This window comes from Rhizobium sp. Root1220, from assembly GCF_001426265.1.
GTDB lineage: Bacteria > Pseudomonadota > Alphaproteobacteria > Rhizobiales > Rhizobiaceae > Rhizobium.
In genome coordinates, this window is sequence record NZ_LMDG01000005.1 from 1 (window position 1) to 16,041 (window position 16,041).

Here is a 16,041-nt window from a genome sequence, read left to right on the forward strand (position 1 = left end):
CAACGGACGAACTGCTCTCTGAGTTGGCCGAGACCACGGTCAACGCAAAAGCTGCCTGAGCTGTCAGGCGTGCGTCGCCCGGCGACGCACGCCTTCGAAAGAAACTGAGCCCGAGCGCAGACCCCAAAGTTTCAGGCCCGATGCTTTTCATGGACCGGACTGCTGACACTAAGGGTGGCTCGCTCGACAGCTCGGGCACAGGCTATGAAAGCCCGCGAGAAGGGCTTTGGCCACCATCACATTCGTAGTACAAAGACCCTCGTTAGATCGCTCGAAACCTGGCTTCAAATATCGCGCGTGCCTCGCCCACCCTTCCGTTACTGGCCGCAGAAGTTTGGTGATGAGACCGCAATCGGGTATACAAAAGGCTCCCGTCAGGTGACGGAAGCCTTTTTGCTGCATGGATTGGGGGTGCTGCCAGGCTGCCGCGTGCGCAGATATGACAGCGGTACCGCTTATCGCAATCCCCTTAAATTTGGGGGGGATTTTTGCGAAGTATCGGAACACAGTTCCAAGTCTGACCATTTGGGGCGGTGCGACCCCCACTCTACGTGGCTTGCTTCTTATACGGCGACGATGCCTTCGAAGAGGCGAAAGCAAAGCTGAAGCACGCCTACAATCGCTGGATATCGCGGGCATTATCCGCATGCAGGCGTTGTTGCCTACAGTTCAGACGCTCGTCGGGTCAAGCTCGGCTCGGGGTGTGGGCGCAATTGGCAGTGCACAGCTGTGACGGTGAGTCTGCCGATGGCCGGAATAAGCCGCCGGTCTGCTTGGCGGACCGGCCGAATGCACAGCGTCGAAACCACGAATGGTTCGGCTGACCAGCATCGCTGCGGAACGGATGCTCTGCAGCAGGGTTAACGCAGGGATGGGAATTGCCTTACCCACCGCTGGGAAGAACGGGCAAAGCTAACCAAGGAGCCAGTAATGAACCTTCCTCAGAATACGGTTATCGCCGTTGCAGACGGCGAAAAACTTAATCTCTTTCAAAACGACGGCGATGCGGCGAATGTCAAACTGAAGGCAATGCCCTCAGCGGATGTCGATAGTTCCAAAGTTTCCTCCGGAGGCCGTCATTCAAGCAGCTCGGCGAACCCCGACGATAGTCAGCAGGACGAAGACGGCTTCAGTTCAGGCGTGGCGGAAATGTTGAACAAGCAGGTGCTCGATGGGAAAATTAAAAGCCTGGTCGTCATTGCGGCACCGCGAACGCTGGGCGAAATGCGGAAGAGATATCACAAGTCCCTTTCAGACGTTCTGATCGGGGAGCTTGACAAGGACCTTACGGGGCACTCCCTCCAGGACATCGAGAAGGCTCTTGCGGCCGCTTAAACCCTATGGCGGGACACGGCCGTCTGGCGCGGAACATCCGTCATCTACGTCGCGCCCCAGTGAAGCGGGATCCTAATTGAGAAACGGCGGCGAGTTGCTACTCCGGTCTGGCAACCGGTTTGCAATCAATGATGTGATCGCCAATGTCTTCGCATTCCCATCCGACAGTCCACCGAGGTATCGGCCCTATCTTGGAGGTAGCATCGCCCAAGTGTGCCAGCACAAAGCTTTCTTTCGCCTCTGGGTATTTCTCCAAAAGGATCTTGAATTCTTCAATGAAATCCGTGTGTTCTTCAGGAATCGCAACTGACACTTTCGTATGCATGTGTCTTCCCCCTCAAGTGGATACCGCTCACGGGCCGATGAAACATACCGGCAAACTCGCCTCGCGCTCAACACCGTTCAACGTAGAGCGCTCGGTCCGTCCAGCAAGAGAGCGTCAGCAACCAGGCGTAATCTCTCCGGTCCCGCCGCTTGCCATTTACAATTTAAAGAGTTTCGGAAGTGACGCTATCGAGACGCGACCAGTATTGCGTTCGCGTCTTCGGGGATCGCATTCGCCTAGAGCTTCCTCTTTGAAGGCGGATAGGGAATTGATTGCATCCATGGACGCCCCTTCACCGGTAACGCTGTAAAAGATGTGCATCTGGACCGGGACCACTGGATGGGCCGAGCTGTCAATCTGTTCTTCTAGCGCGAAGCCTACGCGATTGTTGCGAGCAAATCCTCTACCGAGGCGACGGATGAATGACTTCGCCTCCGCGACAAGATCAGGATCAGGTTCCAACGTCACCAATGCGCCAGCCAGAGCGCGATGCACGGCCTCGCACGTTCGCCTTCATTAAACGTTTTGAATTGCTCAAGGGGGCCAAGGAGTTGCCGCAGCGGGATGGATGCTCACCGCAATCCAACAGCGTGTTGAAGCGCGGAACCTCGAACGGTGAGCAAGAGCCAGCGACTAGCGCGGAACCATACCGTCAAAGCCCTGCCTTAAGGCTTGGCAGAAATGACGGCACATGACTAGATAAATGCACATTTGGCTTTGCTGTTACGAGAAGGCAATCCCCATGGCTCTACATTTCCGCGCAGACTTCCCGCCATTCATCCAGGACGAGAATGGCCACATTCCTATGGCCGATGAAACCGCGAATTGGCTGGTGATCGTCACCAAGGAAGCGATGGAGGGCGTGGCATCCCCACCGGATGCTTCTCAGAAGAGGCTGCTGGAATACATTGCGACGTTCGGTGAGGTTGCCACTTATAAGCTGGAGCATGGTCGCGCTGGGGAAGAAGAAACAATTTGGGTTCAAAAGGAAGACGTCGCTGAATGGCGAAGTGCTCGTTCCAGCCGATAACTGCGGCTTCGGCCACCAGATTGAGCGGAGCTTTCTGCCGAGACAAAAACGGGAAGAAAAAGGGCCAACGATTGGACGACGGACCGAGATGGGTCGGAGGGTGGAGGGGTGGCGGAAGCCTATCATTCGGTGGGGCAGCCAGATTCGTGTATCAAACATTGCCCATCAGTTGTAATATGCAACATGGAACGCAACCGACCTCACCTCAGGTACCAAGTTCAGGCCAGCGCTAAGTACGGCGGGATGTGGTCTGTCGCAGACATCTTCACGGGTCATCCCGTTGTGGTGGATGATGTCCCTCTGGATTTCATGACGACTGACGAGGTGGACGACATGGTCGATCTGATGAATGGCCGTGACCTGAAGGCCCGAGGTCTCATTGCGGATTGATGGTAACCCGTCCTCCCCACCTCCGGTATCACCTCAGGCAACGCGAAGGTGAAGCCTATTGGCAGCAAATGCCACCACACGGCGGGCTTGCTGGTTGCTGGGATTATCCATGCGACACAATTTGAGGGTCTTATAGGGTTTGGCGGCAAAATATCGCTCTTGATTTGGCAGAGATCGCTCGACTTTCTGGAGGGATTTTGAAACTCGTCGCGTATTCACTGGCTGCATTGGCCAACAGTTCTGCCATTGCCGCTTCCAAGGCCACCCCGGCCGCCACGACGGAAAGGGCGGGGCGCGACAACGTTTACGCGGATGCCCTTCGGCGAAGCACTCCTACGAACCTGGGCGGGCAGGTATCATCTGGGAGTACAAGGCTGAGCCTGACGTCATGCGGCTCGCTTTCCTTTGTTCAGCCGCTTGATCGCCTGCTCAAGAGATCGCTGACCGTCGCAATAGTCCTGCCAGGCGGTGCTATTTTTGAGGAGGCCTGGCACCGTTCGGATTGTGAACCGCTTTGGGTCGAGACCGGTTTTGACCTGTGTCCAATTCAAAGGCATGGAGACTGTCGCCCCCGGGCGGGCTCGCGGCGACAAGGGCGCCACCGCCGTCGATGTTCGGTCGTTCCGCAGGTAATCGAGGAAGATGCGGCCGTTCCGGAGGCTCTTGGTCATTTTGATCAGGTAGAGGTGGGGGTTGTCCCGCGCCATTTCCTGGCAAACGTCGTGTGCGAAGGCCTTTCCCTCATCCCAGGACAGCTTCTTCCCAGTCGGGACAAGCAATGGTGTCACCACATGGAGACCCTTGCCGCCTGTCGTTTTGCAAAAGCTCACAAGGCCAAGCTCTTCAAGCCTGTCGCGGATTTCACGGGCACCTTCGATAACGGTGTCGAAATCCACGTCAGGACCTGGATCAAGGTCGAAGACGAGGCGTCCAGGCACCTGGGGCTGGTTAGGCTCGCAATTCCAAGGGTGGAGTTCTGTGCCGCCAATTTGCGCGATGGCAGCCAGCCCTTCGACACGGTCGATCTGTAGGTATGCTTGTTTGTCGCCGTTGACCTTCACCTGCTCGATAAGGTTCGATGTTCCTTGCATCGCATGACGCTGAAAGAACTGCTCACCGCCGATGCCATCTGGTGTCCGAATGATCGAGCATGGCCGACCCTTTATGTGTTCGATGAGCCATGGGCCAACAGCCTCGTAGTATTTCGCCAAATCGACTTTCGTGACCGGCTCGTCGTCAAGTGCGTCGGGCCAAAGCGGTTTATCCGGGCTCGATATCAAGACGCCCATGACATCGACCTTTGCACCCTTGCGATATTTGGTTGGTCTCGTCTTCTCAGGCTCGTCAGTCTCTGGGTCCGGCAGATCGACGTCTGTTGGCTTGGCGGGTTTCTCTGTCTCCACCTCGTCGGCTGGCTTGTCTTCGCGTAAGCCCTTGAAAGCGGCTTGCCGGACCAGGCCGTCGGCGGTCCAACCGGCAAACTGAATTTCGGCGACTAGCTCCGGCTTCAGCCAAACGATATCGTCGGTTTTCTTCGGAGCGCCAATTCCGGTGAACGGAGACTTCGACGACTTCATCTTTTCAAGGCGCGGCAGCAGCTTGTCGACAACGCTGGCCCCATACCCGGTACCGACACGACCAACGTAGACGAAGTGATTGCCGCGATTGACGCCGACCAACAACGACCGAAATTTGCCGTTCGTCGTGGCATACGCGCCGATGACGACCTCATGCCCTGCCCGGCACTTCGATTTCGCCCACGTCTTCGTTCGGCCGGACTGATAGGTCGCGTTGCCTTTTTTGGAAACGATCCCCTCCAAGGAAAGCTTGCAAGCAGATTTCAGAACGGCGTCCCCGCCGGTCTCGAAGTGTTCGACAAAGCGAAGGCGCGGATCCTCCCCACCATCGGACAGCAAGGTTGCAAGCCGTTCCTTGCGGTCGGTCAGCGGCAGCTCTCGAAGGTCCTCGCTGCCGTCGAACATGAGATCGAAGGCGAAGTAGACGAGATCGTCGGTCTTCCCTTCGGAAAGCGCTGCCTGCAGCGCCGCGAAATCCGGAGCACCATTCTCGTCGAGAGCACAAATCTCGCCATCGATGATCGCATCCGGGAGGTTTGCGCCGGACTTGGCAATCGCTGCGTACTTGGCGCTCCAATCCAACCCTTTACGAGTCTTGAGGGTGACTTCACCATTTTCGATGCGCATTTGAATGCGGTACCCGTCGAACTTAATCTCATGGATCCAGCCCTTGGCAGACGGCGGGCGCTCAAGGGTATCGCAAAGTTGCGGCTCGATGAAAGCGGGCATATTGGACGAGGCAGCCTTTCTTACAGCTTTCGCCTTCGTTTTCGATCCAACCTTGCGCTCCTCTGCGGCCAGCCCCTCGCTGCTGTCCCAAACCGCATCGGCCTCAACGGCGCCACCGGAGATCATGAACGGTTTCGGCTTCCGACCCTTCCCGGAGGCGATGGCGTCCATTGTTCGGGCGGAGGCGACAGACGTGTTGTTATCTTCAAGCACCGCAGCGCCGTCGTCTTCGACCGAATAGTCGTCGTGGTGCTTGATCAGGAGCCAGTTCGTACGTTTCTCGTCCTCCTTGCCCCGCATACGGACCAGGACGAAGCTGCCGTGCAGACGATCACCTTCGAGAGTGAACTTGAAATCGCCCTTCGCAAGCGCCTGCTCCGGGCTCTTGTTGCCTTCCGGCTCCCAATATCCGCGATCCCAAAGCATGACCGTGCCGCCGCCATACTGCCCCTTCGGGATCGTGCCTTCAAAATCGCCGTAGTCGAGGGGGTGATCTTCGACCTCGACTGCCAATCGCTTGTCCTGGGGATCGAGTGACGGTCCTTTAGTGACCGCCCAGCTTTTGAACACGCCGTCTAGTTCGAGCCGAAGATCGTAGTGCAGACGAGTAGCATCGTGCTTCTGGATCACGAAGCGGCGCCGGTTTGACGATTTGACAGATGCTTCGCCGCTTGGTTCGGCCGTCTTCTTGAAATCGCGCTTTGCACGGTACTTGGTGAGGTTTTCGGCCATAGTTGGTCTCGATCTCGGTTGCGAGTCGAAATGCCCAGAACCCTTCTATGGTTCCCGCGATGAAACTCCTTGGGCTCGCCGCTATCGAACGGCAAGGCGGATTACCGGAAATGCCTCAGCCCTCAGGTGTGGCGAATGAAACCATTTAACTGATAAAGTAGCGCAAGCCCACCGAAGACGCAGAGCCCGGCGCAGAGTGCGAACAGAGACCAGTACCCGAAGGAATTGGCCCAAGTCCCGGTGCCAAGTCCCGAAAACAGGAAGCCGACGCTGATTGTATTACCGAAGAGCGCCGATGCGGTGCCTGCCCGACCAGGTAGGATATCCTGCACGATTTGCATCCCGACGATGCTGATAATTCCGATACCAGCTGCCCGTGGTAGTTGCCCAAGGTACAGGCTCAACATCGTTGGCCAAATCATCGCCATACAAAAGTAGGCCGCAAAAAGAGCAAACCCAACGAAAAGCAGCCATCGCTTGGTCGATAGGCCCGGCCACGCGACGAAGGCACCCATCACTACCACCTCCAAGCCAGCGCACAGGCTAAACAAGAAGCCAACATCGCGGTCTGAGCCAATGTCCTGCGCTACGACTATCGACATCGCGTTCGATCCCATGAACATCGCGGTGTGGAAGGCTGATAGTGCAAGCACAAGTGGGGCGGCGGATAGCAGCAGGCTCGCTGTGAGTTCCGCCTTTTCCAGTTGATCTGGAGGCACCAACCTGATCCGCGCAAGCGATACGATAGCAAGCGAACATGCTGCTAATAGAGCTGCCCCGACATACACGCCTTCGAACCCACTCGCCGAGATCATGACCGCGCCAAGCGCTGGCCCAATCGTCCAGCTAAGTGACGCGATCAGCCGCAAGGCTGCCATCCCCCGAGATACCGTCGAGCCGCCAACTTGATCGAGGTGCGCCTTTGCCACCGCGAACAAGAGGGCAAAGGAAGCCGCGCCAAGTCCGAAAAGAACCCCTGCGTTCAGTATCAGCAACCAGGTTTGTGTAATGTAAGCGCAGAGCGCGAGGCCGACCACCTTTGACAGGAGCGACAGAAGCAACGGCCATACGACCGGGTTGCGATCTTGTAGATGGCCGAACATCGTCGTAACCGCGAGCCCTATTGCAGCAGGCATCGTCAGGAAGGCGCTCAGCTCCAAAGGTGACATTCCGACTCTCTGGACGGCAAGCAGCGCCAGATAGCTCCCCGCCATCGCTTCAGCCACCATCGCCAACAGGACGGCAATCATTATCGGCACGAAATGAGGGACAAGCCAAAGCCGAGTTTCAGACCTGGTGCCAACGTCAACGTCCTGTTGCATTGAAAGTTGGCCTCTCTTGAGCGTCTTATGTTGCATCATGAGCGTCACGACGGCGTGCGGGGTACACCCTGCATCGTAATGTCCATAAAAACCATTACCTGGAGCAATCGATTCTCCTGTCGGTCAAGCCGTCTTGCGTTCGCCAGTAGCGGCGCACCGGAAATAAGCTGCCCACAAGGCGCCTTATGATCTTTTTTCCTTACTACGCGTTCCTCACCAGGATTGCAGGTAAAATGGATAAGTAGATCGATCAGACTGCATACAGCGACCTCGCGCTGAAACGCCTTGGACGGATTGACGTCATCGAAAGTCTGCTGGACTTCGATTTCCCTAGCCTAGTTCTCTTTGCGGACGAGGTCGCAGACGAGCGACAGCTACTTACGCGGACAGTCATGCGCTCTAGGGACATCAGACAGTAAGATTCAAGGCGCCAGCCGGGCCGCAAAACGTTTGCGATGCCATGACTAGGGTCGTCATCAAAAGTCCGTCCTCGCCACACCTCCTTGCTTTCTCACGGCGCAAGCGCTGTCAGTCTCTATGGACGACTTCTTCAAAGGCGCGGAATCCGTCAATGCCAAGCTAGAGAGTCCCGGCGCCCACTTCCCTCGGGCGATGTCGCGCAGGTGAAAAGCGCAACCGTCCGGAAGGCATTGGTAAGTCTAATCCGATCGGTTTCCTCTGACACGCCCGAGAAAGAAGCCTCTCCAGCGGATGAAGTCCCAGTAGATTGAGGCGGGGATCGGAGAGCGCCGTGAAGGAGCCAAACTCCTTGGGCTTTCGAATGTCTGCAAGCTCAAAACCATCCCCTGCGCCAGAACCAAATCAGTGGTGCAACGGCGCTCAGGATTATGATCGCCCACGCGAAGGGATATCCCCATGTCCAACTCAGCTCTGGCATGAACTTGAAATTCATTCCCCATATTCCCGCCATCAAGGTGGGTGGAACGCCAACGACAGACGCGATTGTCAGCACCTTGAAGATGTCATTCTGTTCGATGGTAATGAAGCCAAGGACGGCATCCAGCAGGAACTGCGTCTTGTCAGAAAGATGCGTCTCATAGTCGCTCAGCGAGGCAACGTCTTTCGTCACCGCGTGGAGTTGATCCCGGAATTCGTCTGACAACATTTCGTGACACACATCCAGCGTGAACGAAGCCATCCTGCCGACTCCAAGGAGCACATCTCTGGCCTTTGAGGATCGGTCACCGAGCGCCCCTACCTTGGAGAGGGCCCGACGGAGGGTGAAATTGGAACTGTGGGGAGATGCCGAACCTCTGAGGTTGCCCTTGAAGACCGTCTTGGACACCTCGTCGACGGCAGCGGCCAGATGTTCCAGCACATCTGCGCCACGATCTACGATCGCCTCCAGCAACGCCACGAAAACCCCCATGCCGCTAGTCAGGATCTCATCTTGTTTCAGCCGTTCTGCAACGGCATCGAACGTCGGCAAGCTTTCATAGCGAACCGTGACGAGAAAATCGGGCCCGACAATAAAACCGGCGGGAGAGAGTTCGGCGTGCTCGATAGTGGCATGTCCGATCACAGGCGTGCTGAGATAGAGATGGTTACCCTCCTTCGACAACCTGCTGGACACTTCTATTTCGCTCAGCGATTCCCGCGTCGGCACCCTCACCTTCGCCCGGCGTTTGACGAACTCGATCTCCTTTTCGTCGGGATTGAGCAGGTCCATCCAGATCACGTGACCAGGCAAATCGTCGTCGGCCCCGCCCGACCTCACGGTGCCATCGGTGTCGCGATATATTTGCAGCAAGCTGGTCTCCTGGAAAATCGGAATGGAACGGGTTCTTTAGGACGAGCAGTCCTTTGCACGAGGTTTGATCAGATCGTTTCACCCGTCTACGACATTCTTGAGGTCCTCAATATCCGGTCATTTCCAGGTAGCCTACTCCAGACGCGCTGCCTTTGAAGGCGATTGGGCCCTCCCAGTACGGTGTGGACGTTTTCATCCATGACTGATCGTTCAGCGGGCCGGTGGTCACGTCAAACGACTTTCCCGGAATCTGGATGCTCCAGGCCACTGGCATATCGCGCCCGTCCACCTTTGCCCGTCGCACCGGCTGAATTTGGAGATCGTCCTTCGAAAGTGGCGTGCTGTGCCCATCAGCCGAAATCCAGTTTGCCGAAATGAAACCCTCTTTGCCGTCACGCAGCCTGAAGGCCATAAGCTTGTCGCCCGTGTTGAGATGTAGGGAGAACCAGTCCCAACCGGTTTGGTTGCTCGCAAGTGGCTGAGACGACCATTCTCGATCGAGCCACGCCTTCCCCGAAACTTTCAGCTTCGATCCGGCGAGTTCGACCTCCCCTGATACCTCATAGAAGGGCTGCGAATAGTAATAACTTGCCTGACCCTTGGCGGACTTTACCGAAAACCCCCGATCTCCCTGCAAGACAAGGGGGCCAGTTGCCTTCAGGTCGAGGCTGTAGCTGAAGTCAGCCCCGTGAGCGGCAAGCTGGAGATTATCAAGATCATTGGAGGCCGTCGGCTCAGCCTCTTTCAACGTCCAATCGTCGATCCAGGCCTCAAATGGCGCGGCGACAACTCCTGCCTGGCCGACGCCTCCCCGGCCCAGACGTTCCGCGACGTATTGCCGGTGATCCGTGGTGACCGCCGCATGGCCAATCCAAATCTGCGGATCCCCAAAACCCTGGCTATCGCCGGGTGCCAAAGCGGTTCGAAACAACGTCCACTGCACTCCGTAGCGCTTGCCATCATCGCCCTCAAGATTGGCAGTCACGTACCACCATTCGATGCGAAAATCGGGATGGGCGCCATGATCGGCTGGGAACGCCAGGACGTGCCCTTGCCGGGGAACTGCGTAACCCTCTGCGTTGGTGCCAAGCCCAGCGAAGCCTTGCGATCGACTGCTTTGAAGCGGAGCCGCGACTGAAAGGGCCGCCAGTGCGAATACCAGCATCCTAGCGTTCATTGGAGAAAATCCTGAGCAAGTCGGCCGGATTGATGGTGGCAAGGCGTCGAAGGGGCACTGCAATGGACAGAAGAGCAGCCACGAGCGCGATCGCCCCCAACCGCAACCAGTCCAAAGGGAAAACCGTAATAGGCAGACGCCAGCCAAACGCCTCTACATTGACGATCGCCAGCAGCACCCAAGCCAAGCCAAGGCCGACAGGAATGGCGGCGACGAAGGTGGCAAGCCAGAGCGCCAGCGTTCGACCGACCTCGTAGAGCGCGAGGTCGCGCCGTCGAACGCCCATTGCCCATACCGGGGCAAGTTGAGGAAGCCGTATCCCCGAAAGCGTCAGCAAGCTGGAGAACATTGCAAATCCGGCCACCCCGAGCGTCAGGACGTTCAATGCTGCGGTGACGGTGAAGGTCTGCTCGAAAACCGCCCTCGATTGTTGCTTGAGCGACGCTTGATCGATAATGGCGGTTTCGGGAAGCCCGAACTCGGTAACGAGCTGCCGCTTCAAATCTTGAACGCGTTGAGGCGGAACTCGCACACCATAACGAAGCTTGGAGACATCGGGATAATGTGCGACGAGAGTGTCTATCCCGACGATCACCTGCCCCTTCGGGTTGCCATAATCCGAATAAATGCCGACGACGGTGGCGTTCCAGCCACCTGGCATGGCGATCGTTTGACCCAGTCTGGCGGCACCGCGCCGCCACATCTGCTCATTGATGAGAGCGCCGGTCCCAGACGCGACCGCGTCCCATACCTTTGGATCTGCGACGATCAAAGGCCAATGGTCTCGATAGGTCGCATCGTCGGCCACGCCAAAGATTTGCAACGGCTCTCCCAGAATATTGCCCTCAATGCTCCAAATCGGCAAAACCGCCGTCGCATATTGAGGAAGCCATTCTCGAAGCCGTTTGGCCTCATCTTCATCCTTGGCTGTGACATAGAGTTCCGCCGCCAGCCGTTGGTCCAGCCATCCAAGGAAAGTCAAACGGAAGCTCGAAACCATGGTCCCCACGCCGATGTTTGCCGACAGCGCGAGCAACAGAGCCATCAGCGCGAGCGACAAGCCGGGCAGCTGCAGGCGGGTGTCGGCCCAGAACCATTGGGTCAGGGCATTGCGAGACGCACGCTCAGCGACGGCAAGGCCGGTGGCGAGGAGACTTGGCAACAAAAGAGCGGCCCCAAGCAGCAGGCACCCCAGCACCGCAAAACCCATCACGAGGCCCGTCCCCACCAATGCCAGGATCAAGCCGAGACCAAGCAATACCCCTCCGAATCCGGCTTGAAGGATAAGCACCCTCGACGACGCCCTGGCCCAAGCTCTCGGCTGGGCGGCGGCCAGAATCGGTAGCCTCCAGACGTGCCAGAGGCTTTGCGCCGATGATATCGCTGTCCCGCCAAGTGCAATCGCCAATCCGGCCACCCACCACTGCCAACGGATCGACAAGGAGCCAGGCACGCTGGCGCCGTAGAGGCCCTGGAGAGTTGTCGCCACGCCGGGCATCAACGCCGACGCAATGAAGTAACCCAATACGACACCAAGGAACCCGGAGATCAGCGCTATCCCTGCCAGTTCGATCAACAGCATGGCTGTCAGCGCGGAAAGCGAAACTCCAAGCGACCTTAATGTACGAAACGTTCCTCGCCTCTGCTCAAACGTCAGGCCTGTCGCCGAGTACACAATGAAAAGACCAACAACGAATGAGAGAAAGCCGAACGCCGTCAGGTTGAGATGGAAACTATCCGTAAGTCGAGCAACATCCGGTTGATCACGGGTTTCGCGCACCATGACCTCGGGGGCGACGTCCGCGATCGGTGCCAGTCGCAGCCTTTGATCGGTCGCGACGACCAGGCGACTTATCAGCCCATGTGTCTGCAGTAGCCTGTCGGCTATCGAGATGTCCACAAAGGCAGCGCCGTCCGGCACCCTGTCCGAAACCTTTAAGCCCATGTCGGATATGCCGCGAAGCTTGTCCGCCGTTGCGGCCGAAACAATCAGCTGGCCTGGGGTGGAGAGGAACCTGGAAAGGTCGGAGCCGTCTGCGATAGACGCCATTTGCCCTTCCTTTGGCATGCTGAGCGGGTCGATGCCGATCAGCCTTATCCTGGTGGTGCCAAAGCGATACATGCCTTCGATGACCGGCGACACATTCCACCCCGCCCGGCGGAGTTTGGCATATGTTTGGATGGAGATCCCGCTGCCGTCACTGGATACGATTTGCGCCAAAGCGGCCTGTTCCAGGACGGACGCGGCTCGGGAGTAGCTGGCGCGAGCTTCGGCGTTAATGGCCTGCACGCCGGACCAAAGGCCAGTCGCAAGAGCGATCCCCATCACCAACGTCAGGAGTTGCAATGGCTTTCGCCGCCAGTGCGAAAGCAACGCGGTGAAAACAACGATTGTCATTGGGCGATCCTCCCGCCACGCAGAACAACTTTTCGGTCGAGACGGTCCGCCAATCGCAACGAATGGGTTACGAGAAGGAGGGCCGACCCAGCGGTACGCGCGAGTGATAACATCAGGTCGAGCACGGCGTCGCCGGTGGCCTCGTCAAGGTTGCCAGTCGGCTCGTCAGCTAGGATGAGACGCGGTCGTGCCGCTAACGTTCGCCCAATTGCAACACGTTGTTGTTGGCCGCCGGACAGCTGCTCGGGATAGCGAGTGAGATAGGTCTCCAGGCCCAATTTTTTCGTCAGGATCGCCTCCCAGGCCGCGTCGTACCTGTCGGCAAGCTTGGCGTGAAACGAGATGTTGGCGCCAACGTTCAACGATGGGATCAAATTGAACTGCTGAAAGACGAGGCCAACCTGTGTTCGGCGATATCTGGCACGCTCGATATCATTGAATGCAACGAGATCTTGCCCTTCCATCATCACCGACCCGCCGTCCGGATGGTCAAGGCCGCCTGCCAGATGGAGAAGGGTGCTCTTGCCGCTCCCGGATTCACCCGTCAGTGCGACGCTTTCGTTCGGCGCGACATCCAGGTCGATGCCCTTCAGGATCTCAACTTTCCCCTCGGCGGTGGTGTAGGATTTTCGAACGCCGGACAGGGACAAGATCATTAGCGGCTCACAATGCGGGCTAGTGAGGAAGGGAATGTCGAGTGCAGCGCAGGCGCTGAAGCGAAAATCGGAACCTTTATTTAGGTACACGGCAGCTGGCAGTCCACAAACCTCGTACGGAGGGCCGATTGTTGCAAAACGCACCGGCGTGCCGGTCCCGGACGTCTAACGACAACAAAATGCCGATGGCGCCGCGTTGGTTCATTCGGCATTTCCTGATTTTGTTAGCGTCATGGATCTCCATGGCGCACTCGCAGTAAATCAGACCTACGACTTCGGCTTAAAGAATCTATCAGCTTCGTTCATCGCACTCCGTGCCGAGCCGTAAAGCTTGCCCACCGCATCGCGCATTTCGGAAAACGCCTGCACGGTTCGCGGCGAGATGTAGTCGCCTCTGGCTTCGGCGTTGAGCCGCAAAGCTCTCTCGCAATCGGCGGCAATTTTATCCAGCTCCGGGGAAACTTTGTAAAGCCGTTCCAAAATGGCGTCGATGTCGCCCTTGGCGTGTTCGGACATTCGTTCTGACATCAAAACCTCACCCCCGTGTGGCTCACCAATCTTAAAGCAACGTTCCCTGCTCGTCTTTGTCAGCCACTTCTTCCGCGTCCCCACGACGGCGAAGTTCAGTCTCCGCGCTGAAGCGGACGTCGGCATCTCGTTCGCGTGCGAACACTTGTAAAGTCCCAATATCCAGCCGATCCCAATTCTTGCCGCGCTCGGCGCCAGAAGGTATTCGCGGCAGAAGTCCTGGCTCTCTGCTCCATTTCACCAGTTGCTCGAAGGTGGATTCGTTGAGCATGTCCCGTAAGTGGTGTGCGGTCACGTACGCGTCGGGCATCGCTCGATGGGCGGGAAGGCCGATCGCATGGACCAATCCTTCGGGCATACGGTGATACCGGAGCATCTGGTTGGAAAATCTCGGCAGTTGAGGCCACAGCCGAAGTGCGCATTTCCACGTACATATCCAAGCCGATCCGCCGGTGAACCTGGGCGTACAGTAGCGTTGCTCGAAAGCTGCCCGATGCGCAGCCAGTGCGATTGCTCCACCGTCCGGCCGCAGGACGGTGGAGGCGACTTCTCTCCAGAAAGGTGCTGTCGCCACCTCGGCGTCCAAGATGTGATGGATTGCCATAGTATCAGGAGAGATCGGTCGCCCTGGATTTACAAGCAGTGAGCCGCGCTCGTCATCAACCCGCCATCTCTCGTCGTGGCCAAGCACGACGTCCTGCCATCCTATCTCGCAAACGTCATTCGGGCCGTTCCCCCCTGTTTCGAGGTCTATAACCCGGATGCGAGATTTTGACGTCATCTTATGGTCCTCGCAGCTGGGCCGCCCGCTTCTTTCCTTTGTTCAACCGCTTGATTGCCGGATCGAGCGACCGCTGTCCGTCGCAATATGCCGCGATCACACAACATGGCCGTGCCGCCGCCATATTGGCCTTTCTGGCTTCGAAATCGGCGTAATCGAGGGGATGGTCCTCAACTTCCACGGCCCATCGCTTGTCCTGGGGATCAAGCGACGGTCCTTTGGTGACCGCCCACGATTTGAAGAGACGGTCCAACTCAAGGAATGCAGCCTAGTGACGTCGTGCTTCTGGATGACGAAGCAGCGCCGGTTTGACGGCTTTACAAAAGCGCCTCCCCGCTCGGCTCAGCAGTCGTCTTCAAATCGCGCTTTGGGCGGTACTTGGTTAGGTTATCTGCCACGGCCGCTCTCGATCCTGATCGAGAATCGAAAATGCGGAGACCGGCCTCATAGTTCCAGATGGAGCACAGGTCCGAACGGACCAGTGACGGCGGTTACAAATCGGACGCTGGGGACCGTTACGGCTTGGAAGCTGTTGCGGTTCGCCGCAGGTCTACCTACTTCAATCCGGATGAACTTGCGCAGCGCTCGCCTTCCACAGCAGCGTCAAGAGAGCGTTTGGCCTACAGTCGGTGGGTTTTTGATATGGGAGAAGATGATGGAAGAGACCCTACAGCTGTGGGACTGGCGTCAGAAAATCGCAAATCTCTATTGCGAGATACGTTCCAACTCAGATGTATCCGCTGCCTGGCGTCTCTGGCGCGACACGCGCACAAGGATGTTCCGCGACCATGCCCAGTCGCCAATTGAACTGGCGAACCGCCAAAAGTTCGAAGGACCCGCAACGTTTCCTTATGATCCCTCGTGGCGCCTGACGGTAAAGCTCGATCAGGTGACGCCGGAACATATGACCGTCGCAACTGGAGCAGATGGCGAATTGTCGATGCACTCGTTCGCTCGCACAAACGGGCTGGATGCGAGGTTGGGTGGCGAGCTGACACTTTACTGGATCGAAGGGTACGGCGGTGGCGTGTTTTTGCCGTTCGTCGACGCGACGTCAGGGACCGAGACCTATGGCGGCGGACGGTACCTTCTCGATACAATCAAGGGAGCGGATCCGGGAGTGGCCCGCCCAGACGGCACACTGGTGGTGGATTTCAACTTCTCCTATTTCCCTTCGTGCGCTTATTCTTCGCGTTATGTCTGCCCATTGGCACCATCGGGCAACCGATTGAAAGGCGCAGTCAAAGCTGGAGAGCGGCATCCAGAGTCGCGGTGAAATGGAACCGGGCA

General features: G+C 57.5%; 13 protein-coding genes and 1 pseudogene. 4 read left to right on the forward strand and 10 right to left on the reverse strand.

Annotation, left to right across the window (positions count from 1 at the left end; all coding sequences use genetic code 11):
- Positions 1 to 930: 930 nt before the first annotated feature.
- Positions 931 to 1,335 carry a host attachment protein gene (locus tag ASC90_RS05715; RefSeq protein ID WP_056536660.1) on the forward strand — a complete coding sequence of 135 codons (405 nt, stop codon included), beginning with the start codon at positions 931 to 933 and terminating at the stop codon, positions 1,333 to 1,335.
- Between the two features lie 97 nt (positions 1,336 to 1,432).
- On the opposite strand, the gene ASC90_RS05720 is transcribed toward ASC90_RS05715, so the two are convergent.
- A complete protein-coding gene (locus ASC90_RS05720; RefSeq protein ID WP_056536665.1) occupies positions 1,433 to 1,660 on the reverse strand; it encodes a hypothetical protein in 228 nt (75 codons plus the stop codon).
- 742 nt (positions 1,661 to 2,402) lie between these two features.
- Here ASC90_RS05720 and ASC90_RS05725 point away from each other — a divergent pair.
- The gene (locus ASC90_RS05725; protein ID WP_056536668.1) at positions 2,403 to 2,690 is read left to right on the forward strand and encodes a hypothetical protein; all 288 of its coding nucleotides are present in this window, start codon (positions 2,403 to 2,405) and stop codon (positions 2,688 to 2,690) included.
- A 243-nt stretch (positions 2,691 to 2,933) separates the two neighbouring features.
- Positions 2,934 to 3,080: a hypothetical protein gene (locus ASC90_RS05730; protein WP_200950850.1), complete on the forward strand. Its 147-nt coding sequence runs from the start codon at positions 2,934 to 2,936 to the stop codon at positions 3,078 to 3,080.
- A 386-nt stretch (positions 3,081 to 3,466) separates the two neighbouring features.
- Here ASC90_RS05730 and ligD read toward each other — a convergent pair whose 3' ends face one another.
- From ligD to ASC90_RS27790, 9 genes and pseudogenes are all read right to left on the reverse strand, one after another.
- The gene (gene ligD, locus ASC90_RS05735; protein ID WP_056536674.1) at positions 3,467 to 6,118 is read right to left on the reverse strand and encodes a DNA ligase D; all 2,652 of its coding nucleotides are present in this window, start codon (positions 6,116 to 6,118) and stop codon (positions 3,467 to 3,469) included.
- Between the two features lie 122 nt (positions 6,119 to 6,240).
- On the reverse strand, positions 6,241 to 7,479 hold the full coding sequence (locus ASC90_RS05740; RefSeq protein ID WP_244480326.1) for an MFS transporter: 1,239 nt from the start codon (positions 7,477 to 7,479) through the stop codon (positions 6,241 to 6,243).
- 754 nt (positions 7,480 to 8,233) lie between these two features.
- Positions 8,234 to 9,211 carry a magnesium transporter CorA family protein gene (locus tag ASC90_RS05745; RefSeq protein WP_056536677.1) on the reverse strand — a complete coding sequence of 326 codons (978 nt, stop codon included), beginning with the start codon at positions 9,209 to 9,211 and terminating at the stop codon, positions 8,234 to 8,236.
- Between the two features lie 106 nt (positions 9,212 to 9,317).
- On the reverse strand, positions 9,318 to 10,376 hold the full coding sequence (locus ASC90_RS05750; protein ID WP_244480327.1) for a lipocalin-like domain-containing protein: 1,059 nt from the start codon (positions 10,374 to 10,376) through the stop codon (positions 9,318 to 9,320).
- A 1-nt stretch (position 10,377) separates the two neighbouring features.
- Complete coding sequence (locus ASC90_RS05755) at positions 10,378 to 12,786, reverse strand: FtsX-like permease family protein (RefSeq protein ID WP_056536682.1); 2,409 nt, start codon at positions 12,784 to 12,786, stop codon at positions 10,378 to 10,380.
- Positions 12,783 to 13,442 (reverse strand): ABC transporter ATP-binding protein, encoded by a 660-nt coding sequence (locus tag ASC90_RS05760; RefSeq protein ID WP_056536685.1) that lies wholly within the window; start codon positions 13,440 to 13,442, stop codon positions 12,783 to 12,785. Before ASC90_RS05760 ends, ASC90_RS05755 begins: the two co-directional genes overlap by 4 nt.
- Positions 13,443 to 13,709: 267 nt before the next feature.
- Positions 13,710 to 13,958, reverse strand: coding sequence for a hypothetical protein (locus tag ASC90_RS05765; RefSeq protein WP_244480316.1), 249 nt, complete (start codon positions 13,956 to 13,958; stop codon positions 13,710 to 13,712).
- A 43-nt stretch (positions 13,959 to 14,001) separates the two neighbouring features.
- Positions 14,002 to 14,328, reverse strand: coding sequence for a hypothetical protein (locus ASC90_RS29655; RefSeq protein WP_244480317.1), 327 nt, complete (start codon positions 14,326 to 14,328; stop codon positions 14,002 to 14,004).
- Between the two features lie 512 nt (positions 14,329 to 14,840).
- Positions 14,841 to 15,149 (reverse strand): annotated as a pseudogene (locus tag ASC90_RS27790) (DNA polymerase ligase N-terminal domain-containing protein); the annotation flags it as partial.
- 257 nt (positions 15,150 to 15,406) lie between these two features.
- Between ASC90_RS27790 and ASC90_RS05780 the strand changes: the two are divergent.
- The gene (locus ASC90_RS05780; protein WP_056536697.1) at positions 15,407 to 16,027 is read left to right on the forward strand and encodes a DUF1684 domain-containing protein; all 621 of its coding nucleotides are present in this window, start codon (positions 15,407 to 15,409) and stop codon (positions 16,025 to 16,027) included.
- Positions 16,028 to 16,041: the final 14 nt, after the last annotated feature.